The sequence below is a fragment of the Kribbella sp. HUAS MG21 genome (genome assembly GCF_040254265.1).
Classification (GTDB): domain Bacteria; phylum Actinomycetota; class Actinomycetes; order Propionibacteriales; family Kribbellaceae; genus Kribbella.
This window is the reverse complement of the sequence record NZ_CP158165.1, coordinates 5,318,528-5,345,123: the sequence shown is the minus strand read 5'-3', so window position 1 is coordinate 5,345,123 and position 26,596 is coordinate 5,318,528. Positions and strand designations below refer to the sequence as shown.

Here is a 26,596-nt window from a genome sequence, read left to right as displayed (position 1 = left end):
AGGGCGCGGCCGCTCCCGGCCGCGCCCGCCGAACCTAGGGCACGATGTTCTGGTTCAGATGGAACAGGTTGCCCGGGTCGTACTTGCGCTTCACCTCCGCGAGCCGGTCATAGTTCTGCCGGTAGTTCTCGCGGATCCGGCCCTGGTCGTCGCCGGCCATGAAGTTGATGTAGCCGCCGGCCTCGGAGTGCGGTGCGACGTCGTCGTAGTACGACCGCACCCACTCGATGTTCGCGTCGTTCTGCGCCGGGTCCGGCCACATGCCGGCGATCACCGTGGCGAAGTTCGCGTCCCGGTACGCGAACGCCGTACCGTCCGGGGTCACCCGGTGGCAGGCGCCGTTGATCGGGTAGATGTGCACGGTCGAGTTGACCGACGGCAGCCCGTCCGCGTGCCGCAGATGGGCCTGGATCGCCTCGTCGGTGAGCTCGCTGACGAAGTTCGCCTTCCAGTAGTGCTGCAGCCCGGGCGGTACCAGCGCGTCGAACGCGCTGTTCAGCGCCGGGTACGGCATCGCCCCGACGTGCTCGGCCATCACCGGCGCGAACTCGCGGAACTTCGAGATCTGGGTCTCGCCCTCGTCGAGGTCGCCGGCCCAGCACCCGACGATCGCCGCGAACGGCTCGCCGTGCCGGTCCTCCGGGATGAACGGCAGCGGCGGCGCGATCTGGAACGCCGGGAACCCGCCGAGCTGCTCGGGCGCGTCCTTGATCAGCTCCCGGAACCCGGCGAGTACGGCGGTCGCGTCGGACAGCTCGAAGAACATCGGGCCGCCGTAGATCGTCGCCACCGGCGCCAGCCGGAACTCCAGCGCCGTGACGACGCCGAAGTTGCCGCCGCCACCGCGCAGCGCCCAGAACAGGTCCTCGTTCTCCTTCTCGCTGGCGATCAGGAACTTCCCGTCCGCGGTCACCACGTCCGCCGAGACCAGGTTGTCGCAGGACAACCCGAGACCGCGGGCGAGGTACCCGATCCCGCCGCCGAGCGTCAGCCCACCGACGCCGGTCGTCGAGATGATGCCGCCGGTCGTGGCCAGGCCGAACGCGTGCGTGGCCGCGTTGAAGTCGCCCCACGTCGCGCCGCCGCCGGCCCGCGCCGTCCGGTTCACCGGGTCGACCCGGACGTTGCGCATCGCGCGCAGGTCGATGACGACACCGTCGTCGACCGTCCCGAACCCGGGCACGCTGTGCCCGCCGCCGCGGACCGCCAGGTCCAGCTCGTTCGTCCGCGCGTACTCGACGGCCGCGATCACGTCGCCGACGTTCTCGCAGCGGACGACGACCTGCGGCCGCTTGTCGTGCATCGCATTGTTGACCCGGCGCGCCGCGTCGTACTCCTCGTCACCTGCCGTGATGACCTGCCCCCGCGTGCGTTCCCGCAGGCTGTCGATCATGTGCTCGCTCCCCTGTTGCAGCCCGTCGCAGATCGGCGCGCGCGTACGGCGCACCGCGCAGACCGGTCGCCGCCGTCGAGCACGGCGCGAGAACTTCACCCCAGAGAGCGCCTGAACCCCCGACGGGTGCCGGCCCTCCCCCAGACCCACCCGTTGCCCCTCGACCCTCCCAAGCCGCGGCACTTTCGTCAATGCCCGGGCGATTACGTGGTCCTTCCGGTGCCCGCGGCTCGGAGCGCGTCCGCCACGGCGGCCACGGCGGGTGTCCTGGTACGTCGGGTGAGCAGGAAGACCTCGCGCCCGACGTCGCCCTCGGCCGGCAGCCGTACGGCGACACCTGGCGCGCCGGTGCCGATGACGAGGTCCGGGAGCAGCGCGCCCGCGCCCGTCGTCCGGACGAGCTCCAGCAGGATCAGGAAATCGTCGGAGCTGTAGCGGATGTCGGGCTCGAAGCCGCCGAGCTCGCGGCAGACACGGACGTGCATCTCGCGGTGACCGGTGCGCGGCTGGCACGCGGCCCACGGCAGCCCTGCCAGATCGGCGAGCGGCACGCGTTCGGCCGCGACCGCGGGATGGTCCTCGGGCAGTACGACGCGGATGTGCTCGCGGAGCAGGTGTTCGCGATGCAGGTCGGTGTGTACGGCGCGCGGCCGGCCGTCGTACTCGTCGCCGACCATCACGTCCAGCTGCTGCAGCCGCAGCGCGGGCGCGGCCTGCTCGACCTCGAGCTCGGCGGCCTCGACCCGGACGTCGGGATGCGTCGTCGCGAGACTGCGGATCGCCGGCGCGACGACACGGATGAACGCGGACTGGAACGACGCGATGCGGACGACGCCGGCGACCCGTCCCGCCGCGACCGCGGCCAGCTCCGCCTCGGCCGCCTCCACGCCCTCGAGCAGCGTCGTCGCGTGCCGCACCAGGACCTCGCCGGCCGCGGTGAGCCGGACGTTGCGCCCGACCCGCTCGAGCAACGGTGTACCGGCTTCGCGCTCCAGCACCGCCAGCTGCTGGGAGATCGCGCTGGGCGAGTAACCGAGCGCGCGGGCAGCTCCGTGCACGGTGCCCCGGCCGTGGACCTCGCGAAGCAGGCGCAGGCGATGCAGCTCCATCATTTGTTCAGCTTAGCTTCACGATGCTGTGCGTGAAGCCGCGATGGACGTGAACGGTCCACTGGTCCGACCATCGATGGCGTGGGACGCCTCTACTGCCTTCTGTCCGCCGCGACCTTCGGGGTCATGGCCGTGTTCGGCAAGCTCGCGTACGACGCGGGCGTGTCGGTCGACGCGCTGTTGCTGGTCCGGTTCGGGCTGGCCGGCGTACTGCTGCTGGCCGTCGCCCTCACCCGTGGCGTACTGCGGAACCTGCCGCGGCGGGCCGTGGTCACGGGGCTCGCGATGGGCGCCTTCGGGTACGCCGCGCAATCCACCTTCTACTTCTCCGCGCTGGCCCGGATCGACGCCTCCCTGGTCGCGCTGATCCTGTACCTGTATCCGGTGCTGGTGATGGCCGGCGCGATCGCGCTGCGCCGGGAACGCGCGTCGCGGCGGCGCGTGTGGGCCCTGGGCGTCGCGCTCGCCGGGATCGGGCTGGTGCTCAGCGGCGCGGTGAGCGGGCAGTTCGACCTGCTCGGGGTGGTACTGGCGTTGGGCGCGCCAATCGTCTACACGTGTTACATCCTGGTCGGCGACTCGCTGACCGCCGACGTGCCGCCGCTCGCGTTGACGGCGCTGGTGTGCACGGGCGCGTTCGGCACCTTCGCGATCCTCGGCCTCTTCCGCGGCACCGACCTGACATTCGCGCCGGTCGGTTGGCTGTGGCTCGCCGCCGTCGCACTGGTCAGCACCGTGGCGGCGATCCTGTTCTTCTTCGCGGGGATGGCGCGCGTCGGGCCGTCGGTGGCCTCGATCCTGTCGATCTTCGAGCCGGTGGTGACGGTCGGCGCGGCGGCGCTGGTGTTCGGCGAGCAGCTCGGCGCCACTCAATGGCTGGGCGGTGCGCTGGTGCTGTCCGCCGTGCTCATCGTGCAGTGGCCGGCCCGCCAATCGTTGCCGGAACTTTCGCGGACTTCGGGGAGGCCCACGGCAGACTTGACGGTATGAGCCGGCGGATGGCGTGGGCAGGAGCGGTGGCGTTGATGACGGTGGCCGCGACGGGTTGTACGACCGACGACGCGGCTCCCCCTGCGCCGTCGTCGACCGCGACCTCCGCCACGCCGTCCGCCGCTCAACCCAGCACGTCACCACCTCGCACCATGCCTGTGCCGACTACTGCCCCTTCCGCGGCACCGCATCCCGTCTCACTGCAGGCGTTGATGACGAAGAAGTACAACGGCGGCAACCTCCGCCTCGCCCGGGTCCTCGCCCGCAACCCGGCGTACACCCGCTACCACGTCACCTACCGCAGCGGCGCGCTGACGATCTCCGGCATCATGAACGTCCCGTCCACCCCGGGACCGCACCCGGCGCTCGTCCTGAACCACGGCTACATCGACCCCGCCGTCTACACGAATGGACGCGGACTCATGCGCGAGCAGGACTACCTCGCGCGCCGCGGGTACGTCGTACTGCACACCGACTACCGCAACCACGCCCAGTCGTCGGACGATCCGCGGTCGGAACTCGACCTGCGCCTCGGCTACACGGAGGACGTCATCAACGCGGTGCTCGCCCTCCGCACCTCGGAGTACGTCGATCCGGACCGCATCGGCCTGCTGGGGCGGTCGATGGGCGGCGGGATCACATACAACGTGCTGGCCGTGCAGCCAGGGCTGGTCAAGGCCGGCGTCGTGTTCGCCCCGGTGAGCTCGAACGCGGTCGACAACTTCAACCGCTGGACCCGGCCGGACGGCGCGATCGCCACCCAGATCCTGCGCACGTACGGCGAACCGGCGCGCAACCCGGGGTTCTGGCGCAACATCTCCGCGGTCAACTTCTTCGACCGGATCACCGAGCCCTTGCTGATCCACCACGGCGAGGCCGACTCGACCTGCCCGATCGCCTGGTCCCGGACGACGCTCGCCGCCCTGAAGAGCGCGGGCAAGAACGCGACGATGTACACCTATCCGGGCGAGGAGCACGCGTTCGGCCCGGCCTGGCCGACGTCGATGGCGCGAACCGTCAGCTTCCTGAAGCAGCACGGGGTTTGACAGCGCTGACGGCGTACATCGTCAACGACAGGTGGAAGCCGCCGCGATCGGCGGCGTCCGCGAGGGCACCGGCGAAGCTCTCCGCCTCCACCTGCGTGATGACTCCGGCCTGCAGGGAGGTCTGCACCATCATGCCGACGAATCCCTGCCGCGCGCCCTCCTGCGGTTCGATCATCGTCGCCGCGGTCTCGTCGACGATCTCGAGACCTGCACCCGCGAGCAGGCCGCGCAGCCGACGCCCGGAGTACGGATTGGCTGACTCCGCCAGGAAGTGATCCACCATCCGTGCCAGCACGTCGGGATCCGCCGGGTGGACGATCGCCGTGGCCCAGTCGGTGTCGATGAGCACGATCCGGCCGCCGGGCCGCAGTACGCGGGCCATCTCCCGCACCACCGCCGCCGGGTCGTCGACATGCTGCAGCACCCGCTCGGACCGCAGTACGTCCACCGACTCGTCCTCGAAAGGCAGCGCCTCCGCGTGACCTTCGACGTACTCGACCTCCGCGTCGGCGGCACGTCGTACGGCCTCGGCCCGCAGGGCGGGACTGGGCTCGACGCCGATCGCGCGGGCACCGCGCCGGGCGAACGCGACCACGTCCTCGCCGGTGCCGGACCCGACGTCGACCGCCGTCTCCCCGGCGGCCGGCGCGAGTTGGTCGAGCGCCCAGGACTTCAAGGTGCGGACGGCGGGCCGCTTCGCCTGCACGTCCAGGATGAAGACCTGCTGTTCGAGACTCTGCTCGGCCGCGTGCGCCACGCGGAAGCTGGCACGCCGGGTCAGCAACCCGGACCCGTCCGGTACGTCGGTCATACGGATCTCCCCCTCCAGTACGACGAGCGTAGCCCCGGACGGGCCCGGGCCGGTATCACCGCAACGGCTGCCATTCGTCGTTCGGCATCCGGAGGATCGCCCACCCCACCGCGGCGAACCCCGCTGCCTGCAGACCCCAGCCGACCAGGTCCAGCGTGTGATTGCTGAGGATGACCGAGATCAGATGCAGCGGCTGCGACACCGCGACCGCCACCGCAGCCCAGCGTCCCCCGATCCCCGAGCGCCACATCGCGATCCCCAACAGGATCGTGCCCAGCACATGACCGACCACGAACACCGCTGCTGCCAAGTCCGTCGAACCGTGCGTCGCCCCCGCCGCACTCGCGATCGCCGCCTGGTCGAGGCCAGCCGTCCCGGCGGACCAGATCAGCACGTCACTCGAGGTCGTCGTCGGCAACGACAGGTACCCCGGAACCATCAGGCACACCGCGATCCCGGTGAGCCACGGCGTACCTCGCCGCGTCAACCGGCCGACGAAGTACACGGCCGGCACTAGCGTGACGAATGCGAGGTACGCCAGCCAGATCACCAGCGAGCCGCGATCGAGGTTGCCGACGACCTTGCTCGTAATCGTCGGCACGTCGTCCGTCGTGTCGTACGGCAGCAGGAACCGCAGCAGCGCCACGGCCGCGGGTCCGATCGGCAGAACCAGCGCAGCCAGCCACCGCCACGCAGTACGGCTGTCGGCGCGGGTCGTCGTACGGCTGATCGTCTGCGTCATCGCGCACCGACCAGCTCGCGCTGCGGCAGCAGTACCGCGACGACGCCGACGACTGTCGCGGCGACGCCTACTCCGACCGCGACGACCACACCTGTCGGTACGCCGGACTCGAAGAACGCCGGTACTGCGAGCAACGCCGACGCCAACCGCAGCGTGATCAGCGGCGCGAGCGCCCACCGCTTGCCGCGCCAGGCGAACCCGACCAGCACCACACTGATCAACCCGGCCACCGCGGCCCCGATCGCGATGCTCATCGGCGGGTGCTCCCCGTCCGTGACGAGCGGTGTGGCCAGGTCGCCCAGCGCCAGGAGCCCCAGCAGGACGAGCCCGAATCTGTACATCTCCCTACCCCCTTCATCGGTGTCGCACCAGCGTGGGCGGTGCGCCGGACCGAGTGCCTGGGCGTGGGTTCCCGCCAGGGCGGGCAGTTCCCCGGGCGATCCGGGATCGGATTCCCGAGACGCCGGGACCCCTCCGGGCGCACACTGCCGGTATGACAACGTCCGGGAACCGTCGCGGCCTGGCCGGAGCGTTGGTCGCGCTCCTGGTGGCAGAGGTGGTTTTCGCGTTCGCGTACGCCGTCTCGGCCGGGTGGGGCTGGCAGCAACTTGTCGACAACTTCGTGCTGACGAACGCGCTGATGGCGCTGACGTTCGGTCTCTGTGGGGCGGTCATCGCGTGGCACCGGCCGGCGAATCCGATCGGCTGGCTCTTCCTCGCCGACGGGATCGGGCACGCGACGACGCCGTTCGCCGACGCCCTCGCGCATGTGGTGGACAGCCAGCTCGCGCAGCAGGTCCTCGTGACGGTCTCGCTGGCGGCCTGGCCATGGTCGATCGGGCTGTTCCTGCCGCTTGCTCTGCTGCTGTTCCCGGACGGGCGGCTGTTGTCGCCGCGGTGGCGGTGGGCCGCGACCGGGATCGTGGTGACGTCGCCGCTGTTCGTGCTGGAGATGTCCGGGAGCGGCGAGTCGGTCTCGTCCGACCTGCCCCGCGGATACCTGACGCTGCCGAACTTCGACGCGCTGCAGCCGCTGTGGACCGCGACCGAAATCCGGAACTTGGTCGCGATCCTGCTGGCCATCGTCTGCTTGGCGCTGCGCTACCGACACGCCGACGAAGTGGGCCGACGGCAACTGCTGTGGTTGCTGCTGGCATCAGTCGTGGCGATCTTGTTCATCACACCTTGGTCGTTGGTCGCCGGTACTCCGATCCTTGTCCTGTTGGCGATCCCGCTGATTCCGGTCGCGGTCGCGGTGGCGATCGTCCGGTACCAGCTGCTCGACATCCGGCTGGTGGTGTCGCGGGCGTTGACCTGGGCGCTGCTGTCACTGGTTGCTATCGGCATCTATGCAGCGCTCGTCGCGGTCCTCGACTCGTTGATCGCGTCGCAGGTCGGGAGGTCGGCAGCGGTGACCGTGTTCGTGGCGCTGATCATCGCGCCCGTGCTGCCGCGGCTGCAGCAGCTCGTGGATCGCGCGCTGTACGGCGACCGGCACGATCCGGCGCGGGTGGCTTCGCGGGTCGGTGAGCAGCTGTCGGCTGGTCTGCCCGGTGTGGTGGCCGCGATCCGGTCCGCGCTGCGATTGCCGTACGCCGGGTTGACGGTCGACGGAGCTGTCGTGGCGTCGGACGGCGCCGTCGGGAGTTCCGTCGTACCGCTGGAGCTTTCGTACGGCGGTGAGGTGGTGGGGCTGCTCGAGGTCGGGGTGCGGTCGGGCGAGTCGGGGTTGTCGGCGGCGGATCGCAGTGTGCTCGGGTTGGTCGCCGTACCGCTGGCTGTCGCTGTGCACGCGACGCGGTTGTCGGCGGAGCTGCAGGCGTCGCGGGAGAAGCTGGTGGCGGCGCGCGAGGAGGAACGGCGGCGGCTGCGTCGGGACCTTCATGACGGGCTCGGGCCTACGTTGACCGGGGTCGCGTTCTCGGCGGACGCTGCCGCCAATCTGGTGGCCGTCGACTCGGATCGCGCAGTCGAGCTGTTGGCGCGGCTGCGTGCTGACACGCGCGCGGCGATCACCGACGTACGGCGGCTGGTGGACGACCTGCGGCCGCCGGCGCTGGACGAGCTCGGCTTGATCGGGGCGCTGCGGCAGCGCGCCGACCAGATGTCGATCCGCGCCGACGGTACGGCGATCCAGGTGGACGTCGCGGCCGAGGACCTGCCGACGCTGCCCGCGGCGCTGGAGGTGGCGGCGTACCGGATCGCCACCGAGGCGCTGACGAACGTCGTCCGGCACGCGCGGGCGTCGTCCGCCGTACTGACGCTGCGGTGCGGCTCGCAACTGGAGATCGAGGTCACCGACGACGGCGCGCCGAACGGGCCGTGGCGTCCCGGGGTCGGGCTGCAGGCCATGCGGGAGCGCGCATCTGAGTTGGGCGGGACTTTTCAGGCCGGGCCGACCGACCGGGGCGGGCACGTCCAGGCGACGATTCCTGTGCAGACCGTGGAGGTGCCGTGATCCGGGTTGTGCTGGCCGACGACCATCCGGTGGTGCGCGCGGGGCTGGAGGCGTTGCTGAGTTCGCTGCCGGGGATCGAGGTGGTCGGCGTCGCCGCGACCGGTCGCGAGGCGATCCGCGAAGTCGTCACGAACCGCCCGGACGTCGCCGTCCTCGACCTGCAGATGCCGGACCTCGACGGGTTCGCCGCCACCCGCGAACTCGCCCGCTCCGCGCCTGAGGTCGCCGTGCTCGTGCTGACCATGTTCGAGGACGACGACTCGGTGTTCGCGGCGATGCGCGCCGGAGCCCGCGGCTACCTCGTCAAGGGCGCCGAACAGGAGGAGATCGCCCGCGCGATCCGCGCCGTCGCCGCCGGCGAAGCCATCTTCGGCCCCGGCGTCGCCCGCCGCGTCCTCACGTTCTTCGCCGCGCCGCCGCCCACCGACCCGTTCCCCGAACTCACCGCCCGGGAACGCCAGATCCTCGACCTGCTCGCCGCCGGCCTGTCCAACCCCGCGATCGCCGCCCGCCTCGACCTGGCCCCCAAAACCGTCGCCAACAACGTCTCCGCCATCTTCACCAAACTAGGCACCGCCGACCGAGCCACCGCCATCATCCAGGCCCGCAACGCCGGCCTGGGCGTACCGAAGGACGAGTAGTGGTCCCCGATTCCCGGGTGATCCGCTCAGCACGGCCGCTCAGGGTCGCTACCACTACCCGTTCTTCGGTACGGCCTCGATCGCTCTGAGGTACCGGTTGCCGATGGTTTCGAGGTGGGTGACGAGGGCGGGTGGGCCGTCGACGTGGAAGTCGAGGCCGAGCATGCCGATGTAGACGGCGACGGTTTCCAGGGAGTCGGCGCCGGTGACGAGGACGCAGGTGTTGTCGTCCACGGACTCGACGATGCCGACGGCGGCGTGGATGCGGGACAGGACCTCCTGGGCGGGGGCGTCGACGGTGATCCGGGCGTGTACCTTCCAGCCGGCGGAGGCGACGTCCCGTAGTACGAAATCGGTGTACGCCGCGTCCTCCATCGGCCGCGGCTTGTAGCGCCGGCCCGTTGCCATCCGCAACGACATCCAGTCGACGCGGTACGTCCGCCAGCTCCCTTGCTCGTCCCGCGCGACCAGGTGCCAGTACCCGTGCCAGCTCACCAGCCGGTACGGCTCGACGAGGATCGGCAGCTCCTGCGTGGCGCTCGACCCTGCCTTGTAGAGCGAGTCGCCGGCCGGTACGACGTACTCGAAACGCAGGTAGTGCTCGTCGCGGATGCAGGCGGCGATCGTCGACAGTACGGCGGTGTCGATCTCGGGGGCGTCGACGTTCGAGCGGGTGTTGTCGGGGCCCTTCTCCATCGCCTTGTTGATCGCGTCGACCTGGCGTTGCAAGCGGTGCGGGAGCACCTGCTCGAGCTTCGTCAGCGCGCGGACGCTGCTCTCCGCCATACCGACGACGCCGGCACCGGTACGCAGACCGACGGCGACCGCGACCGCCTCCTCGTCGTCGAGGAGCAGCGGCGGGAGCTTCGCACCGATCCCGAGCTGGTAGTGGCCGGCCGGGCCGCGGGTGGCGTCGACCGGGTACCCGAGCTCGCGGAGCCGGTCGATGTCGTTGCGGATCGTCCGGGTCGACACCTCGAGCCGCTCGGCCAGCTCGGAACCCGTCCAGGCCGGGCGGGTCTGGAGCAGTCCGAGCAGTGCTAGCAGGCGCTGCGAAGTCTCCAGCAAATCAGTCTCCTAATTAGGAATCTAATGTTCCTATACTGATCCTACGGTAGAGCCATGAACACGAACGAGAGCATCCGGCCCTTCACCGTCACGATCGACCAGGCCGACCTGGACGACCTGCAGCAGCGGCTCGCGCGCACCCGGCTCCCCGAGCCGGCGCCGGGCGACGACTGGGACTACGGCACTCCGAACCACTACCTCCGCGAGATGGTCGACCGTTGGCAGCACGGGTTCGACTGGCGAGCGCAGGAGGCCCGGATGAACGAGTTCCCGCACTACCTGACCGAGATCGACGGGCAGACCGTGCACTTCATCCACGTACCGTCGGCCGTCGAGAACGCGAAGCCGCTGCTGCTGATGCACACGTACCCGGGTTCGTTCGTCGACTTCCTCGACATGGTCGGCCCGCTCACGGACCCCGCGGCGTACGGCGGCTCTGATGCGGACGCGTTCTCGGTCGTGGTGCCGTCGATCCCGGGCTTCGGGTTCAGCACCCCGCTCGCCGACCGCGGCTGGACGATGGCGCGGGTGGCGAGGACGTTCGACACGCTGATGCGGCGGCTCGGCTACGAGTCGTACGGCGCGCACGGCTCGGACGCCGGCGCGATGATCTCGCGGGAGCTCGGCGTGCTGAACCCCGAGGGCTTCCTCGGACTGCACGTCCTGCAGCTGTTCTCGTTCCCGTCGGGCGACCCGTCCGAGTTCGAGAAGTTCACGCCGGCCGACTACGCGGCGCTCGAGCACCTGCAGTGGTTCCAGTCCGTCGGCGGGTACAACGCGATCAACTCCACCCGCCCGCAGACCGTCGCCGTCGGCATCTCCGACTCCCCCGTCGGCCAGCTCGCCTGGAACGAACTCTTCAACAACTTCGGCAACGGCACCTCCCTGGTCACCGCGGAGCAGATCCTCACCGAGGTCTCCCTCTACTGGTTCACCAACACCTCGGCCACCGCCGGCCGCTACCACCACGAGGAAGCCAAGTCCGGCGCCGAACCCCAACTGAACCACGCCCGCACCGGGGTCGCCGTCTTCGCCGACGACTTCAAAACCATCCGCCCCCTCGCCGAACGCGACAACACCAACATCGTCCACTGGTCCACCTTCGACCAGGGCGGCCACTACGCCTCCCTCGAACGCCCGGACGACGTCACCGCGGACCTCCGCAAGTTCTTCCACTGACCAATCCTGAAAAGGGCCGGCCTCCAGGGCCGGCCCTTTCAGCGTGCTGGGTCGATGGTTGCTATCTGCTTCGGCCCGGAACTGTCGAGCACGGCGATGCCGGGCTCGAAGAAGCGGCTCAGATAGATCCGTTGCCCGTCGGAGCTGATCGCCATCCGTCCGGGCAGGCCGAGGTTCCCGCTCAGGGACCCGACGACGTCCTGTCGGCCGGTGTCGACGATCTGGACGGTGTCGTCGTTCCCTGACCGCCCGAACAGGTACAGGCGTTTGCCGTCGCTGCTCACCGCTCCGCCTCTGATGTGGCCACCCTGCAGTGGTTCCGGCTTCGGCTTGGACTGCTCGACCTTCGTGTTGATCACGGCGTACGACGTCGGTCCGACGACGTAAAGCGCTCCGCCGGGGCCCGGGATCAGCTCGCTCGGCCCGTCGCCGACCTCGATCGGGCCCCGAACTGCCTGCCGGGATTTGGCGTCGAGGACCGCGACGGTGTCCGTGTCACGGGACGAGACGTAGAGCCGGCCGCGGTCGTCGACGGCGACATCGGTTGGTGTGGAGCCGGCGGCGAGCGGACCGCCGACTGTCGCCAGGGTCTCGGTGTCGATCTCGGTGATCGTCGACGAATTCTGGCTCAGCACGAACAGGCGATCCGTCGCGGTGTTCAACGCGAGCTTCGTCGGTCCGGGCGCGACCGCGATCGGTTGACCGACCACGGTCCAGGAGGCGGCGTCGATCACCGAGATCGAGTTCGACCGCGAGTTGGCGACGTACAGCCGGGATCCGTCGGGCGTGACGATCAGGTTGCTCGGGAACTCGCCGACCTCCAGCGGATCGCCGACGCGTTCTTGGGTCGTAGTACTGAACCTCATCACCCGGCCGTTCGAGGCGTCGGTCGCGTAGAGGAAGCGGTCGTCGGGACTGACTGCCAGCCCGAGCGCGGATGCAGGCTGCGGCTCGGGTGGCACGACGTTGACAGCGATGACGCCGAGGACGGCAGGTGCGACGAGCGCGGCCGCGGTTACCCATCGCCTAGGCGGTCGATCCGACCGAAGGGGCAGCACCGCAGCAACACCGAGACCGAGCCAGACCGCGAGCAACGCGACGGCACCGAACAGCGGCAGGCCGGTTTCCCTGTCGATTCGCAGCATCGCGAGCAGCAGTACGAAGCCGCTCACGACCCAGCCGATCAGGAAGTGCCGGTTGGGCCGGATCAACGGACCCACGATCGCGACCTCGGCGGCCAGCAGATAGACGACAGCTGTCGACAGCGGGTAACCCCTGGCGTGGCGGTCGACGTACACCAGGAGCAGCAGCACCAGAATCGCCGCAATCGCGCCGAGTGCCACCAGCAACTTGTGCGGCGGCTCGCGGTCCGGCGTACGGCGCAACCGGAGTACACCGACGACGCCCGCAGCAACCCAGGCGACCGACCCGACCAGGTACCACGTCGCCGGCAACGGCTGCAGGCTTCGCGTGAACTGATGCAGGATCCAGCCGATCGCCTGAGCACCAGCCAGCAGAGCCGGCCCGGCGAGCCCGACCGCGAAAGCCGACGCCTCGGCGCGCAGCCGGATCACCGCCGGGACCACGGCCACCGCGAACGCCGCGGCGACGATCATCGCCCAATTAAGCGGCGTCGCGACCACCGCACACACAACCTGTGCAGCGGCGGCAACCACGGCCAGGCCCAAGATCGGCCAGTCCAGCTGCGGCAGGACGATACGGCTGCGCCATCGCCGCGCCGAGGCTCTGGCCGCGGCGCTGAACGTCGGACCGGTAGGACGCCTCGGCGTCGGCGTGATCGTTGGTTGCGGACGCACGGGCGGCGGCGGGTTGTCGAGGTACGCCTGCGCCGCGGCCGCGACGCTTCGGCTGTCGTCGTCCCGGAGTAGTTCGAGCTGCTCGCGCGCGGTACGCCGTACCAGCTCGTTGTTTGCCTGCAGCAACTGACCGAGCGGCGCCAGCGCGGTCTGCCGGATCTCGGTGAGCGGGCTGTTGATCGCCTTCGCGAGCTGCTCGGGCAGCGCCCAGCGCGCGTTGGACGCGACGACCGTACGGCCCTCGACCTCGGCGAACTGGCGCGGACGCTGGTTCGGTTGCTCGGCGGTGACGGCCTTGTAGGTGTAGTCGTACAGCTCGTCGGTCGTGATGTCGCCGTCGGAATCGAGGTCGGCAGCACCGGTGCGCAGCCCTTCGACCAGGTGGTGCGTGAACACCGATTCCGCACCCTCGAAGGCGTACTGCGTCGAGTCGGACGCGGTCAGCACGATCCGCCCACGCCCACCGAACGCTTCCTTCGTATGGACGGCGGAGTCCGACTTGGCGAACTGCTCGGCGGCGTACGCGCCGCTGTAACAACAGTCGAGAATCAGGATGGTCTGCCGAGGCCGGCTCTCGGACACCGTCTCCCGCACCAACTGCGCCGACAACGCGGTGAACCGCAGGCTGTCGCGCACCGTGTTCTTCATCGCCAGGTAGAGCCGGCCGTTGTCGTCCTTCAACCCGTGCCCGCTGAAATACAGCAGCATCAGGTCGTCCCGCTCACCGGCGGCGAAGAAGTCCGCGATCGCCTTCCCCACCTCATGCGTCGGCTTGTTGACGACCACCTGTACGTCGAACCCGGCGACGGCCTGGTCCTCCAGTACGTCGGCCAACGCCTCGACGTCCCGCTCCGGCGCCGCCAGCCGCCGCAACCCGGCGTCCTCGTACTCGTAGGTGGCAACCAGCAGAGCGCGACGCATGACTCAGCCCGCTTCGTGCCTGCGCAGAAACGCCTCGACCAACGCCCGCTGCTCCTCCGCCGAAGCCGCATCCACCTCGATCGACTCGTCCCCCACAGTCAACTTCACCCGCTGCCCGGAACTCCTCCGCCCGAGCCAGTCCCGCAGTACCGCAATCAACAACGGCACCATCCCCCCAGCCCCACCCAACGCCACCGCAACGGCCCCAACCGCCGCCGCGTCCCCCTTAATCCCCTCAGGCGCGACCGTCACCACATCCCGCGTAGCGAACTCCCCCTGCAACTCCCGCCGCAACTGCCGAATCCCCCGATCCGCCACCTCCGGATCCCGGTCGACAAGCACCACCTCAACCCAAACCCCCACGCCACCCTCCCAACCCTCCACCCGCGCCAAATGATCCTCGCTCCAACGTCCATCCGCAACGGTCAGTAGCCATCCGCCTCCAGCACGCTCCGGCCGACCTTGTGGATATCTACGACGAGTCGTCCATTGACTCGTCTAGGCTGGAACGACGGCCAGCGAAGGAGTTCAGATGTCGACCGAGACACCGCAGGATCGGCCCAACGGTGACCGGGTCAACGTGATTGACGCCGCAACTGCTGCGCACAACCTGCCTCGGATGCTGCAACGGTTCCGCGCAGGTCAGGCCGAGCCGCTGATCTTCGGCGACGAGGGCCGACCCGAGGGTGTGATCATTCCCTTCGACCGGTGGGAGCAACTGGAGGAACTTGCAGCGGACGCAGAGCAGGCCGCAGAAGTTCGCGAGGTCACCAGGCGGCGCCTGGCGACGAATCCTGTCGAGGACTACGCCTCGGCCGACGCTCTGGCGACAGAGTTCGGCTGGAACCTCGACAGTGACAACGAGCCTCCCGCAACCCGATGACGGCGAAGTACCACCTGATCATCGATCCGGAGCTCCGAGACGAGCTCCGGGCCCTCCATGCCCGCGCTCAGGCCGAGCCCAACGGCCCCGCCGCCCGGCAGTTCGAAGCCGTTCGCCGCGGTCTCAGCGCCCTGCGCGAGGGGCGCGAGGCCGAGTTCGCCGGAGAACGCCTCGGCCGCTCCGACAACCATCCGGACCTCCGCGACTGCGCAGAGATCAAGATCCCGGTCGTAGAAGAGTTCAACAGGCGCGGGCAGCCGATGGGGCCTTCGCACCGGCTCACCTACCGAGAGTTCGAAGGCCCGTCCGAGTCGCACCTTCCGGTGCGCCAGGTGGTCGCCTTCGCGCCGCGCAAGGACGGCGAGATCTTCGACGTAACCGCGAACCGGCTCGGCCGTTCGAAGGGCGTCTCCCTCGACGAGCTCGACCACCTCCCGACCGTCCGCCCGGCCGTTGGCCCAGTCAAAGAAGCCGGCCGACCTGTGACACCACCACGCATGCCCCTGCCACCCGACCTGATCCAGGCCTTCAAGGCCATGGAAGGACTGGCCCCTCCCACCAGTTCAGAACCACAGTCCAGCACCCCCCGACCCGCATCCCGGCGCCAACCACCAAACCGAGGCCCCTCCCAAAGTAGGTAGACCGGTTCGAAGCGTCAGATGTCGTCACCGAGTTCTGAGCCGACAGACGCCTCGAGTGCGCGTTCCAGATGTCGATAGAGATGCGACACGATGCTCAACGCGTCCAAGCAATCCTGATAGGTCATCGCCTCGGTCTCGATCAACAGCAGCTCTTCCTCGTGCGCGCCCGGGTTGCGGAACGCGGCTACGACGCCGTCCGAGAGCTTCCACTGACCGTTGCGTATGTTCTTCAACGTCTTGATGTCGAACCCGGCATCGGCATAGGGACGGGCGATGTCGATCTTCACAGGTTTGTCACCGTCGACCTTGAATGCCTGGTTGACGATTGCGGATGCTTCCTGGCCCTCGATGCCGGTCGCCTGTCGGATCTCGTTGACGAACCGCTTCAACGCCTCGGCCAGAGCAGCATGGAAGAGCCCGGACTCGTAGTACCGCTCGGACACTCGCTTGATAGCAGGGTGGAGGTGTCTCCAATGCAGATCTGCATAGTCCGGGGCGATGGATCGGAGACTCTCGAACAGAACCTTGCGGTCCCCGTCGTCGAGCGCCGAGTCCGGTGAGGTCAGAACAGAAGCGGCTCGGCCGACTGCGTCCCGCTCTTCACTCCGGATCGAGCCGACCCACCGATTGAGGTCGACGCCGTGATCTGACTCGATGCGCTCCTTCGTTGCCTTTTTTCGTGCCGAACGGCGCTCCTGCGAGGCCCAACGGAGAATTTGCTGGAGGTACTGATTGAGCTCAGCTGTCACGTCGCCGTCCCAACTGATCGAACGGCGGTCGGTCGAGATCACGTCCGAAGCACCGTCGTCGACGTAGTCCACGTCGAGATAGCCTGTCAGGTACGAGTAGGCGTAACTGGACTCCGGTACTCCGTAGAACTCTGGCTCGTTCGCCAACCGGCCATGCGCGTAGAGAGCGATGCCACGCTGTTCTGGCGGCACCGGCTTCGCCGCCGCGACGATCCGTCCCCTGATCTTGTCGTTCGGGATCTTGGCCCTGAGATCGTCGGGCAAGTCGCCCGGGACGCGCCAGCCGATGTCCTGTTGGAGCGAATCGAGTCGGGAGTCGCGGTTGACCGGTCGGCTGACGCCGGCGGCGTCGACGACCTCGATCTCGAAGTCGTCGTCGAGATAGCCGAACAACCTGCCCAGACTCTGAGCCAGCTCCCGCGCGTTCACAGGTGTTCTTCGATGAAGTCTCGTCAGCTCCACCGTGGTCCCGTGGTCGTCCGACGGTGCCGCATGCGACGACAGCGGTGGATGGTATTCCGTGCCGGTGGCGTTCTTGATCTCTGACCAGTTCAGTGCGACCCGAAGTGCAGCGGAGTCCCCGCCTCTCTTGGTGGTGAGTTCAATGGCCTCGCCGATGCCGAACAGGGCAAGTTTCCCAAGGCCCTTCTTCCCGGCCACCGCGCGCCGACCCGACTCCGACCGCCCGTTGCCGTCTGCACGCCGATTACGACCGATGCGAAGATACTTCTCCTGCAGGTCGCCGAGTCCCATGCCGTGACCGTTGTCCTCGACAACAACAGCCCGATCGCCCAGGTCGTCCCGGAGGATCACTCTCACCCTTGTCGCATCGGCGTCATAGGCGTTCGCAATCAACTCCGCCAAGGCGTTCGGCAGATGGGAGTACATCTTGTATCCCAGGTGCTCGATGGTCAGCGGATCAAACTTCAGGGTCAGCGGAGAACTCACCAACGTCGTCCTTGTATTGGCCGGGACGTCCCCGGATGTCGCATGGCACGATAATTGGGCCGGCGCAGTCAGAGCGACGTGCCGGCCATGTTGTTGTCGAACCTCTCAACGTTATCGAATTGCACGCATGCCTGCGCCCGAATGAGGCGTGTCAGGACTCGCTTCGGCGCGGCCCGTCCCCACCTCGTCGGCAGCCGCCGTGCAGAGATCCGACGGACCTCAGCGCCCCGGTCCGGGCGGAGGAAGTCTGCCGATGCTTGCGACAGATTCACCGACCAGATACGTGCACCAGTCGATCAACGTCCGAACGTCGAGGGCACGAACGTCGACGAAGGCCAGATGACGGACCAGCCGCTGCGACACGTCACGAATGACGCGACGCCGCGGGATCCCCGCCAGATCACCTTGGACGACAGCCCTGGCGATACATCGCACCAGCCGCGGATCTCCACCTATCGCGCGTCGCTCGAGCAGTTGGTTGAGGTCGCTCTCGGTCAGCAACCCGAGCAGTTCAGGATCCGACTCGAAGACCACCGCCTGCCACCACAGCCGTGCCCAGGTGTGCCGGGTCAGGTCCGTCGCCACCCACCGCTCGACGTTCGTCACGCCGAAGCGCCAGTACGTGACCTCAGGGAGCGGGACGAGAGCCACGAACGACCAGATCGATCGTGTCCCGGCTTCTGCCCAGGTGATGTCCATCAGCCCTCGTACCAGCGGCGCGCATGCACGGTCGAAGGCGATCTTCGACAGATCCGGCACGGGGGCCGGAAAGCCGTGAACCTCAGCCAGATCGATGATCTCGTTGGTGAGATGTGTGATCCGAGAACTCTCGACTCGTTCACCGACCGGTGCGTAGACCTGTTCGGGATGGTGTGTCGCGGACTGCAACTCCGAACCGGCTCGTACCTTTTCGTATTCCTCGAGCGCGACAGGCTCAGGAAGCCGGGGCCATAACACGCTCATTCGAACATCCTTCCCTGACCGCCCGCACGCACGATGCCGGCCACAGTCGATCGAAACCTCGGAAGGTCCTGCGGGCCTGACGGCTCGCGGAGATCGCCTGCTTGCGCGAGGCATCGGCTCAAGACCTCTCCCACGGAGTCGGCGGGCCAGATGTCCCGGTCCGACAACTCGTCCCGATGTGCAACCGCCAGCTCCAGCAGCAGCACCGCCACGCCATGGGTCAACTCGTCGACCAGCGCCTGTTGTCGCGTTGTTTTGGCGCCGCGTTCGACCGCCTTCATCAGCTCGGTGTCGAGGCGGTTCAAGAGCAACCGGAAGGTACCCATGAACGGCGCGTGCAGGTCGGGCGACCCTTCGAGATGCCAGGACGCCGAGGGATGCAGGTTCGTGTGGCTGAAGTCGACGCCATGAACCGGGAACATCGACATGGTGCCCTCGAGCGCGACCTCCGCGCGGTCCTCCGCCAGGACCGAACCTGGCAGGCGCGCGATGCCGAGCGCTCGGGAGTCTGGTGCATTGGCGATCGCAACGGTGGTTCTGATGCGCAGGACACCCCCGACCTTGTCTCCGGGAAGGACCGCGTCGAGGAGACAAGGACCCGAGTTCGTCAACCAGATCGGCCTCGTCGAATCGCTCATCTGCGATGTGGAACTGGTCCAGGAGACCGTGGCCACCAGGCCGACTTCGGGAGGAATCTCAGCCTCGCGTCGCAGACGTTCCTGGTCCACAGCGACCACCCGATGGATCATCAGGTCCGTCCCCGAGTCCCACCCTTCGAGGACCTCAGGCAGGACAGTCGGCTCATCGCCGTCGATGAGTTGCCAAGGACCCCACGAAACGCAGCCGGGGCCGGGAAGCACATAGGGCCGGACCTCATTTGCCATCTGCGGAGCCCTCCGAGACCTTGAAGCGAACCACGGCATCAGGCACGTAGCTCGCAAAGACCCACCAGTCGCTCGAGTCGCCCGGGTGAACGACGACCTCGGCGCCGTCGACGCCCCGGTCGTCCTGGGTGCGCCATCCCGTAACCACCGGGACAGGCGCACCCGCCGGCGGCGCGGACTCGCGGCCGCCACCCTCGACGACGACGGCGACCTCGGCTCGCACTGTCCGATCGGTCGACGACGGCGGAACGTGAACCTTGGCCACAAGATGCAGCTTTCCGTCGTGCCTGTGGAGTGTCGGGCCCTCGATGATCCGTGGTGCGATGCGGCCTTGGCCGGAACCGCCGGACCCGCCGGAGGGCCGCGACGGCCGAGCCGCTGCTCCGGTTGCGGAGACCGAGTTCGATGGTCACGCTGTCCAGCCTACGGAGGGCAGAAGCGAGGCCAGTCGTGACGAGAGCGCGCCCAGTCCCTTCGCCTGCCCGCCACCTGCCCCGTCACCGAGCCCCAGATCGGCATCGACCGTCTTGACCACGAAGTTCCGCGCGCCCTGCACCACGCCGCGTGCCGTACCGCTCAGCCCTTTCTCGACCCAACTGTCATGGGTCGGGGGCTCGGACACGGCGAAGAATTGGTCCGACTCGAGCGTCGATCTGCACACGGCGCCGTACCGCAGCAACCCGTCCGGATGAACGCTGGTCGGCAGATAGTCGACGACGAGCTCGGCGACGCGCATCCGAGCAACATGATGCGACGGTCCTTCGTACGGCTTGGCCATCTCCACGACATCGTCCGCCGGCTGCGTCGTGCTCGCCGCACCCACGGACAGCGCGAATCGGCCGGCGTCCTTGGGAGCCACGGTACGGCGATACCCGCGCGAAGCCCCGCTCCGCACCTTCTCGAGGCTTTCGACGAAGGGACGCAGCTCCGAGACCGACCGCGGATCCGGAACCTGCAACAGTTCACCGCCGACGTCGACCGAGAACCGCATCAGCGGCGCCGAGTCGACCGCCACCGCTTTCGGCCAGAGGTGCCAGAGCATCGAGGAGGCGACGAAGAGACCGGCCTCCCGCAGCGTCCTCGGCCGAGCCCCGCCGGCATCGTCCGACATGCCGAGGTCAACGGCTATCAGCGCAATATCGGTCCCTGTCGATCCGTCCTCGAAGCCCGGCAGCCCGAGTCGCTCGGCCAGTTCCTCGGCCTCGGTCCCGACGTACGGGTCCGGGATGCCGTCCCCGGCGACACGTCCCCACCAGTGCCTACCGGTGTACCGCTGGTTGTCGTCGTACCAGCTGTTCCCGAGGGCTGCGCCCATCAGCCGACGATCGCCCTGGGAGGTCAGAGTGTCGACCAGGATCGCCGAGGTTCTCGACAGGCGGTAGAAGATCCCCTTGCCGAATCCGTACGTCCCGCCGCCGAACTCGTTGTCGTTCGCCTCGCCGACGTTCCTCAGGAACTGCACGAAGTCGGCCTTCTCGTCGCCGGCCGGTCTCGTTCCCGCTCTGAGCGGACCACCGAGGCCACGCGTACCACGGTCGGACACAACGAGAAGGACCGCCTCCTGCGTGATCGACGATTCCAGGGGCAACTCGGCCTCGTCCGTGGGGCCGGGAAGGATCAGCTCACGCCAAGGGCCTGTCGAAGCTCCGAGGGATCTCAGGCTGATCCGGAAGTCGACCGGTCCGCCACCTGAGCGCGCGTCCCAGCTGTTCTGTGCTGCCTCACGGACGAGGACCGTGAGCGGGTCCAACATCGGTCGACCGAGCTGCTTCACGATGCCCTCGGCAGCAGCAGAGCCTTCAGGTGCGAACGGCTGGGACCACCACCGGGTGCTCATGCCAGGGCCTCCGCTGCGAGCTCGGTCAACGAGGACATTGCCGCGAGCGGAACCAGTGCGTCCCGATCGATGGAGTACTCCACTCGGCCGACGCCGGTCGGCAGCACACCCGCAACCAGAGAACTCCGCACAATGCGCGGAATCCCCGCGGCGACCGGAACCACGCAGACCGCACCGAGCAGATAGCGGGAGTCCGCACCAGGGTCCTCGTCGCTCCAGCCGGCGGACAGCAGTCTGCCCGCGAAGAGCGACGGATCCGTAACGGCGCTCCGCAGATCCTCCGCAAGCTCGGGGATCGTGCGCCCCTCCGCGTCCTCGACCACCGTGATGACGGCAAGGTAGAGGCTCTTGTCGTCATGCAGGTCCAACTGCTCGAGCCCGTGCACGCGCACCGCTTCCGAGATCGCGCCGGAAGCCTTGACTTCCACACAGACGGACGAGAGCTCGAAGTCGTGCGGCTCGCGCAGGGGACCACGCCAGCCGTCGACGCTCAACTCGGGGTCGACGGTGAGAAACTCCTGAAGGCACGCCAGTTCCGCGAACAGACCGCGGCGCGCCTCGGTGGACAGTCCCCGTACGGCCGCCGCGCCGAACAAGCGACGCCAACGCGAGACCACGTCGAGCGTCGAGCGCCGTGCGTCCGACGAATCCTGCACCGCCTCCAGGATGTCCTGGACGACGCCGTCGAACTCGTAGTACAGATCGGACCGGACACAGCTGACATCCACGTACGACTGTTCCGTGCCGCCGAAGACGAGATCGCGCTGCTCCACCGTCAGAGCGGATCCGCGCTGTGCCTGCAACACGTCGTCCTGCTCCACCGGTACGAGCACATGCCTGGCGCCGGAACGATCCACGGCCAGCCGACAACTGATCCGGCCGGCGTCCGGATCGAGCGGGAACGACATGTATCTGCGGTGGTCGGTGGGCGGCGACAGCACGGCCCACCCTCGACCGAGCAACTCGCGTGTCGTCACTGTTCCACGCTCTCGGTGTCCGTCTCGATGGCCTCGTCGACGTCGTCCTGTTCGACATCGGTGAGGTCGACCGCAAGGTGGGTAGCGATCACGCTGTTCTTCTCGGCCGGCTGTCCCGGAAAGACCAGCCCGACGCCGATCACCGTGCCGACCGCAGCGAGCGGGCGCCGAGGGTTCCTCGGCTCGGACTGCGAAGTCGCTCTCTGCACAGGTTCACTCAGCGCATCGATCGGATAGATGACGAGCAGGCCACGTTCCCGGAGGTCGGGGTCGGCGTCGCGCAGGTCCTTGAGTTGTGCCTCGGTGTGCTTCTGGGCATCGCCGACCGATATGGAACGGTCCAGGACCCGGTCCTGCTTGCTCATCAGGGTCTTGATGTCGGCACGACCGGGTTCGTCGTCGTTGAGCTGCGAACGAATCACGGAGTCGACCTGTATGCCGCTTCCCAGATCCACTGTCGGCCCGGTGCCCGGCACGACGCACACCGACCACCGCGAAAGGCTCGGGGAGTCCGAAGCGAGTTGCCGGTCGATGTACTTGTTCAGCAACGACGGGTCCATGTCCGGCGAATCCGGATGCACTCGATAGCTGGACAGAAACCGCTGAACCACTGGTGCGGGCACCTCACGCAGTACGACCGCAGCTCCCTTGCCGTCGAGGGTGCCGTGCCTCACCGATTCCTGGATCAGGGCGCGAGTTGCCTCGAAGTTCGCCCCCAACCAGTCGGCGTCCTCGGTGAAGAAATACCGGGTCTGCAGACGACTGCCGGCATACGAAACCTCTGCAGGCTGCGCGGCGCCCATCTTCGCGGTGATCCGGAGCGACGGGTGCGTGCGAATTCGTACTGCGACCTGCGTCGGCGTCAGATCCTGTCGCTGGTACCGGTCGATGTCGTCGCGCATCTCGTGCTCGACAGTCGCCAGATGTCTGAACGCCGCGGCAAGACTGCTCGTCATCCAGATCCGCGGCAGTTCTTCGTAGCCGGTGCGATAGCCGAACCAGCGGCCCATCTGCAGGAGGGTGTCGTAGGCCGTGGCACCTCGGACGAAGAGACTGACTACGAGGCCTTCGAGCGTGAGACCTCGAGACAGCGTGTTACCTCCGACTGCGATGGCAACGACCGGGCCCTGACTGTAGTCGAGGCGGTCCTGACTGCGGTAGTTGTCGAGCACGACGGCAGTTTCGTCGACGACGGCCGGCAGATAGCTCAGGACTTCGTCGAACGTCAGAGGGTCGCGCCCCCAGTCCGCGGACGGCACTCGCACGTATTCCTGCTCCCACAGCTTCCGCCAGTCCGCGATATCGGCGTGCTCGGAACGAGCGAGCTGCCGAGCTGCCTGCTCACGGAGACCGAGCAGCGGATCCTTGAACGACTCGTGCACGTCGATCTTGACCGAGGTGTGAATCAGCATCGTGCTGTGGCCGAAGTCGCCGCGAGATCGCCGAGCGGCCGTCGCCAGCCAGAACCATCGAACGGCATCGACGACACTGTCAGTCATCTCGGGTTCGAACTCGGCAGCCGACATCTTGCCGACCGGCCTGAGCATCGGAACCTCGTCATCGGACACGATCCGCACCATGTCGTACCCGTCGGGTGCGGCTCCGTCTCCCTCACCTTCGACCTCGTCCCGGCCGAAGATCATCTCAGGTCCGAAGTAGCCCTCCGGCCGCGGCAGGTTCAGGATGAAGGACTTCGGGTAGAGATCGTCCTGATTCGGCTCGATGAAGACGTTTGCGAACGGAGTGGCCGTGTACCCGATATAGGTGCACTTCGGCATCAGCTTGAGAATGCGCCGGATGAGCGGGTTGATCTGCGCAGTCGCAACTGAGGCCTGATCAGCCTCGTCGTCGATGACCAGGACGGGCGCGGACTTCAGTGCCTCCCGGCTGTTCGTGGTGTCGAGCCATTTCACGACTCGCTTGAGCACCGCGGCGTTCTTCTTCGCGACGATCAGGATCGGCTTGCCCGAGCTCAGAAGAGCCGACGCGTGGTGTGTCGGGACGACGAAGTCCGTCGACTCGTCGGTCATCGTGACCCACTGATCGGCGGTGAGGTTCTTCAGGAGCTCGTCGAGCCTGACCTGGGTCTGGCGGCGCAACCCGTTGTGGATGCCGGAGAGCACGATGACCATCTTGTACTTGACGTCGGCGAGCTTGGCGATGACGCCTGTGAAGTTGGTCGTCTTACCGCTCTGCACGTAACCCACGACCAGGCCCTTCGCGTCCCACGTCGTGATATCCGGCCGCGGCGTGTGCGCCACCACGGTGCTCGATGCACGGTCGATCGACCCGATCCGGTCCTCGGGCCAATGCATGCGCTCGAACTCCCGCCGCAGCGCCGGCCAGTGGAGATCCGCGTCCGTCGGGCCGCTGTACCAGGCATTTCGCCCCGCCGCGATGACGGGCGGCCCGCCGGCCTGAACGCGCACGAGGTCGTCCTCGAACTGCTTGCGGAACACCTCTGCTAGTTCGGGCAGCGACCGTCTGAACCGGTCGGCCGCCGCTGCTGCTCCGTGGGTTCTCGCGAACTCGGCGAACACCGCGTACAGCTCTGGATCTGACATGCTCCGCTCCTGCGGTCGACAAACGTAACGGACGCTGCGCGTCTGAACGGAGGCCGTTCGCTCCCCGTGGTCCCCCATGCGGCTATATCGCGACCGATGACCGAACGTTACGTACAGTCACCCGGTTTCCGCTCCGTAGTCAAGGCCTCGACCACCCGACGAACTGCTGAGTCCGGATCCTCGTGTTCCCAGACGCGTACGACGGTCCAGCCTGTTTCGCGCAGATACGAGTCGGTCTCGCGATCGCGGTCGACGTTCCTCCTCAGCTTCTGGGCCCACCACGCTCCGTTGTTCCGCGGGCTGGTTCCGTGCTCCGGACACCCGTGCCAGAAGCAGCCGTCGACGAACACCGCGATGCGCCGGGCAGTGAAGGTGATGTCGGCGCGGCGCCGCGACAGGCCGGGTAGCGGGCTGTTGACCCGGTACCGATACCCGAGACGGTGCAGACGGCGCCGAAGCTCGATCTCGGGCTTGGTGTCTCGCCGCGCCTGCCGGGACATCCTCGCCGAGGTCTGTGCCGAGGTCTGCAGGATTCGCCGGGGCGCCACAGGGAACCCTGCCGGCCCAGCAGTCGAGTCGTTCATGTCCATACACCATCCAACTTCTCACGTTCTGCACCGCCTTGGCAGCCCGAATCGCGGAGCGGTGTCCGCGGGCGTCATACCCGCAACCGGCCCATCCGGGCACAGCCTCGAACCCGTTCGCATCACCGACCGACCTGCTGGCGTTGCGAATCGCCGGACGCCCGACAGCCCATATACTCTCGCGTCATGACCCGGGGTGTGCCTGCCAAAGTCGACATGGTGGACTTGTTCGCAGGACCGGGCGGCCTCGACGTCGCTGCACGCTGGCTCGGCGTTTCTGCTCTCGGAATCGAGTGGGACACGAATGCCTGCGCGACTCGCGTCATGGCAGGTCTGGCAACCGAGAAAGGTGACGTGCGCGATCACACGCCGAAAGAGTACAGCGGTGCGAGGATCCTCGCAGGTGGACCGCCTTGCCAGACCTATACGGTCGCCGGGACCGGTGACGGCCGGCGCGCACTGAAGCTGGTGGTCAGGGCCGCTGAGAGTATGGCGTCCGGAGAGGATCCGGAGACCGTGCTGACAACCGTCGATGAACGGACGAGACTTGTACTCGAACCACTGCGATGGGCGCTCGAGGCATATCGAGCGGGCGAGCCGTACCAGGCAGTTGTGCTCGAGCAGGTGCCGGCCGTCCTGCCGGTCTGGCAAACAGTACGAGCAGTATTGATCGGTATCGGTTACCGCTGCGAATGCGGAATCCTCCGCACGGAGCAGTTCGGAGTCCCCCAGACCCGCCGTCGGGCGATCCTCATCGCGCGACTGGGGGCAGAGGCGACCCTACCTGCACCGACCCACCGACCGTTCCGCCGAGATGTTCCGCGCGATGAGGGCGACGCAACCCTCAGGCCCTGGCGGACGATGCACGAAGCCCTGGCTCACGACCGCCCGGAACCGTTCACGGTCGTCTCGAACTACGGGACCGGCGGCGATCCCAAGAACCGCGGACGCCGAACGTCCGACCAGCCGGCGTTCACCGTAACCGGCAAGGTCTCACGTAACCGGGTGAAGACAGCCGGCGGGGGCTACGACCGGTTCACGCCCGCTGAGGCGGGCATGCTGCAGACCTTTCCACGAGATTACCCGTGGTCCGGTCGCGACATCGCCCAACAGATCGGCAACGCGATCCCACCGCGTCTCGCGGTGCACGTCCTCGCGTCCGCCCTCGGCCGAACCGTGAACGAGGAATCCCTCGACGAGGCAATCACGCGAAGCTGGTCCGACGCGAGACCCGATTCCCCGGTGGTCGTGTCGACACCGAACGTAGGAGCAGCCACGACGTTGATCTGAGCCTGCCGCGTAACTGACAGCTGAGTTGCTGCGGTGGCCACGGAGCAGTGGTCGTCTCGGATGATCCGGCCGGACTGTTGCAGCGGGCTCGGTACGGCGGG

At 67.8% G+C, this 26,596-nt stretch carries 24 protein-coding genes; 8 read left to right on the top strand and 16 right to left on the bottom strand.

Annotation, left to right across the window (positions count from 1 at the left end):
• Positions 1-34 precede the first annotated feature (34 nt).
• Positions 35-1,393 (bottom strand): FAD-binding oxidoreductase, encoded by a 1,359-nt coding sequence (locus ABN611_RS26065; RefSeq protein WP_350274861.1) that lies wholly within the window; start codon positions 1,391-1,393, stop codon positions 35-37.
• A 203-nt stretch (positions 1,394-1,596) separates the two neighbouring features.
• Positions 1,597-2,505, bottom strand: a complete 909-nt coding sequence (locus ABN611_RS26060; protein WP_350274860.1) for a LysR family transcriptional regulator — start codon at positions 2,503-2,505, stop codon at positions 1,597-1,599.
• A gap of 78 nt (positions 2,506-2,583) precedes the next feature.
• Here ABN611_RS26060 and ABN611_RS26055 point away from each other — a divergent pair, with 78 nt between their 5' ends.
• Together ABN611_RS26055 and ABN611_RS26050 are read left to right on the top strand one after the other, a co-directional pair.
• The gene (locus ABN611_RS26055; protein ID WP_350274859.1) at positions 2,584-3,492 is read left to right on the top strand and encodes a DMT family transporter; all 909 of its coding nucleotides are present in this window, start codon (positions 2,584-2,586) and stop codon (positions 3,490-3,492) included.
• Positions 3,489-4,538 (top strand): alpha/beta fold hydrolase, encoded by a 1,050-nt coding sequence (locus ABN611_RS26050; protein ID WP_350274858.1) that lies wholly within the window; start codon positions 3,489-3,491, stop codon positions 4,536-4,538. The genes ABN611_RS26055 and ABN611_RS26050 overlap by 4 nt, the downstream gene beginning before the upstream one ends.
• On the opposite strand, the gene ABN611_RS26045 is transcribed toward ABN611_RS26050, so the two are convergent.
• Genes ABN611_RS26045 through ABN611_RS26035 form a run of 3 tightly spaced genes read right to left on the bottom strand, consistent with a single transcriptional unit; the run spans position 4,510 to position 6,432 of the window.
• Positions 4,510-5,349 carry a methyltransferase domain-containing protein gene (locus tag ABN611_RS26045; protein WP_350274857.1) on the bottom strand — a complete coding sequence of 280 codons (840 nt, stop codon included), beginning with the start codon at positions 5,347-5,349 and terminating at the stop codon, positions 4,510-4,512. The two genes, ABN611_RS26050 and ABN611_RS26045, sit on opposite strands and share 29 nt — an antisense overlap.
• A 55-nt stretch (positions 5,350-5,404) precedes the next feature.
• The gene (locus ABN611_RS26040; protein WP_350274856.1) at positions 5,405-6,091 is read right to left on the bottom strand and encodes a hypothetical protein; all 687 of its coding nucleotides are present in this window, start codon (positions 6,089-6,091) and stop codon (positions 5,405-5,407) included.
• Positions 6,088-6,432, bottom strand: coding sequence for a hypothetical protein (locus ABN611_RS26035; protein WP_350274855.1), 345 nt, complete (start codon positions 6,430-6,432; stop codon positions 6,088-6,090). The genes ABN611_RS26040 and ABN611_RS26035 overlap by 4 nt, the downstream gene beginning before the upstream one ends.
• 152 nt (positions 6,433-6,584) lie before the next feature.
• Between ABN611_RS26035 and ABN611_RS26030 the strand changes: the two genes are divergently transcribed.
• Together ABN611_RS26030 and ABN611_RS26025 are read left to right on the top strand one after the other, a co-directional pair.
• Positions 6,585-8,549 (top strand): histidine kinase, encoded by a 1,965-nt coding sequence (locus ABN611_RS26030; protein WP_350274854.1) that lies wholly within the window; start codon positions 6,585-6,587, stop codon positions 8,547-8,549.
• Positions 8,546-9,190 carry a response regulator transcription factor gene (locus ABN611_RS26025; protein WP_350274853.1) on the top strand — a complete coding sequence of 215 codons (645 nt, stop codon included), beginning with the start codon at positions 8,546-8,548 and terminating at the stop codon, positions 9,188-9,190. The genes ABN611_RS26030 and ABN611_RS26025 overlap by 4 nt, the downstream gene beginning before the upstream one ends.
• A 54-nt stretch (positions 9,191-9,244) precedes the next feature.
• Here ABN611_RS26025 and ABN611_RS26020 read toward each other — a convergent pair whose 3' ends face one another.
• Positions 9,245-10,258: a WYL domain-containing protein gene (locus tag ABN611_RS26020; RefSeq protein ID WP_350274852.1), complete on the bottom strand. Its 1,014-nt coding sequence runs from the start codon at positions 10,256-10,258 to the stop codon at positions 9,245-9,247.
• A 54-nt stretch (positions 10,259-10,312) separates the two neighbouring features.
• Between ABN611_RS26020 and ABN611_RS26015 the strand changes: the two genes are divergently transcribed.
• Positions 10,313-11,437 carry an epoxide hydrolase family protein gene (locus tag ABN611_RS26015; protein WP_350274851.1) on the top strand — a complete coding sequence of 375 codons (1,125 nt, stop codon included), beginning with the start codon at positions 10,313-10,315 and terminating at the stop codon, positions 11,435-11,437.
• A gap of 38 nt (positions 11,438-11,475) precedes the next feature.
• On the opposite strand, the gene ABN611_RS26010 is transcribed toward ABN611_RS26015, so the two are convergent.
• Both ABN611_RS26010 and ABN611_RS26005 read right to left on the bottom strand, forming a co-directional pair.
• Positions 11,476-14,175, bottom strand: coding sequence for a caspase family protein (locus tag ABN611_RS26010; protein WP_350274850.1), 2,700 nt, complete (start codon positions 14,173-14,175; stop codon positions 11,476-11,478).
• 3 nt (positions 14,176-14,178) lie between these two features.
• Positions 14,179-14,538: a hypothetical protein gene (locus ABN611_RS26005; RefSeq protein ID WP_350274849.1), complete on the bottom strand. Its 360-nt coding sequence runs from the start codon at positions 14,536-14,538 to the stop codon at positions 14,179-14,181.
• Between the two features lie 169 nt (positions 14,539-14,707).
• Here ABN611_RS26005 and ABN611_RS26000 point away from each other — a divergent pair, with 169 nt between their 5' ends.
• Positions 14,708-15,058 carry a hypothetical protein gene (locus ABN611_RS26000; RefSeq protein ID WP_350274848.1) on the top strand — a complete coding sequence of 117 codons (351 nt, stop codon included), beginning with the start codon at positions 14,708-14,710 and terminating at the stop codon, positions 15,056-15,058.
• Entirely contained in the window at positions 15,055-15,699 is a 645-nt protein-coding gene (locus tag ABN611_RS25995) for a hypothetical protein (protein WP_350274847.1), read from the top strand. Before ABN611_RS26000 ends, ABN611_RS25995 begins: the two co-directional genes overlap by 4 nt.
• A gap of 14 nt (positions 15,700-15,713) precedes the next feature.
• Here the strand turns inward: ABN611_RS25995 and ABN611_RS25990 are convergent, their stop codons facing one another.
• The 8 genes from ABN611_RS25990 to ABN611_RS25955 form a co-directional block, all read right to left on the bottom strand.
• On the bottom strand, positions 15,714-17,396 hold the full coding sequence (locus tag ABN611_RS25990; protein WP_350274846.1) for a TIGR02391 family protein: 1,683 nt from the start codon (positions 17,394-17,396) through the stop codon (positions 15,714-15,716).
• A gap of 219 nt (positions 17,397-17,615) precedes the next feature.
• Complete coding sequence (locus tag ABN611_RS25985) at positions 17,616-18,095, bottom strand: hypothetical protein (RefSeq protein ID WP_350274845.1); 480 nt, start codon at positions 18,093-18,095, stop codon at positions 17,616-17,618.
• Positions 18,096-18,355: 260 nt separating this feature from the next.
• Positions 18,356-19,108 (bottom strand): hypothetical protein, encoded by a 753-nt coding sequence (locus ABN611_RS25980; RefSeq protein ID WP_350274844.1) that lies wholly within the window; start codon positions 19,106-19,108, stop codon positions 18,356-18,358.
• A gap of 124 nt (positions 19,109-19,232) precedes the next feature.
• Positions 19,233-19,508, bottom strand: a complete 276-nt coding sequence (locus tag ABN611_RS25975; RefSeq protein WP_350274843.1) for a hypothetical protein — start codon at positions 19,506-19,508, stop codon at positions 19,233-19,235.
• 144 nt (positions 19,509-19,652) lie between these two features.
• Positions 19,653-21,080, bottom strand: coding sequence for a hypothetical protein (locus ABN611_RS25970; RefSeq protein ID WP_350274842.1), 1,428 nt, complete (start codon positions 21,078-21,080; stop codon positions 19,653-19,655).
• On the bottom strand, positions 21,077-21,988 hold the full coding sequence (locus ABN611_RS25965; protein ID WP_350274841.1) for a PD-(D/E)XK motif protein: 912 nt from the start codon (positions 21,986-21,988) through the stop codon (positions 21,077-21,079). Before ABN611_RS25965 ends, ABN611_RS25970 begins: the two co-directional genes overlap by 4 nt.
• Positions 21,989-22,053: 65 nt before the next feature.
• Positions 22,054-24,516 (bottom strand): Z1 domain-containing protein, encoded by a 2,463-nt coding sequence (locus tag ABN611_RS25960; protein ID WP_350274840.1) that lies wholly within the window; start codon positions 24,514-24,516, stop codon positions 22,054-22,056.
• Positions 24,517-24,728: 212 nt separating this feature from the next.
• Positions 24,729-25,205 carry a very short patch repair endonuclease gene (locus ABN611_RS25955; RefSeq protein WP_350274839.1) on the bottom strand — a complete coding sequence of 159 codons (477 nt, stop codon included), beginning with the start codon at positions 25,203-25,205 and terminating at the stop codon, positions 24,729-24,731.
• A 186-nt stretch (positions 25,206-25,391) separates the two neighbouring features.
• Here ABN611_RS25955 and ABN611_RS25950 point away from each other — a divergent pair, with 186 nt between their 5' ends.
• The gene (locus tag ABN611_RS25950; RefSeq protein WP_350274838.1) at positions 25,392-26,495 is read left to right on the top strand and encodes a DNA cytosine methyltransferase; all 1,104 of its coding nucleotides are present in this window, start codon (positions 25,392-25,394) and stop codon (positions 26,493-26,495) included.
• Positions 26,496-26,596 lie beyond the last annotated feature (101 nt).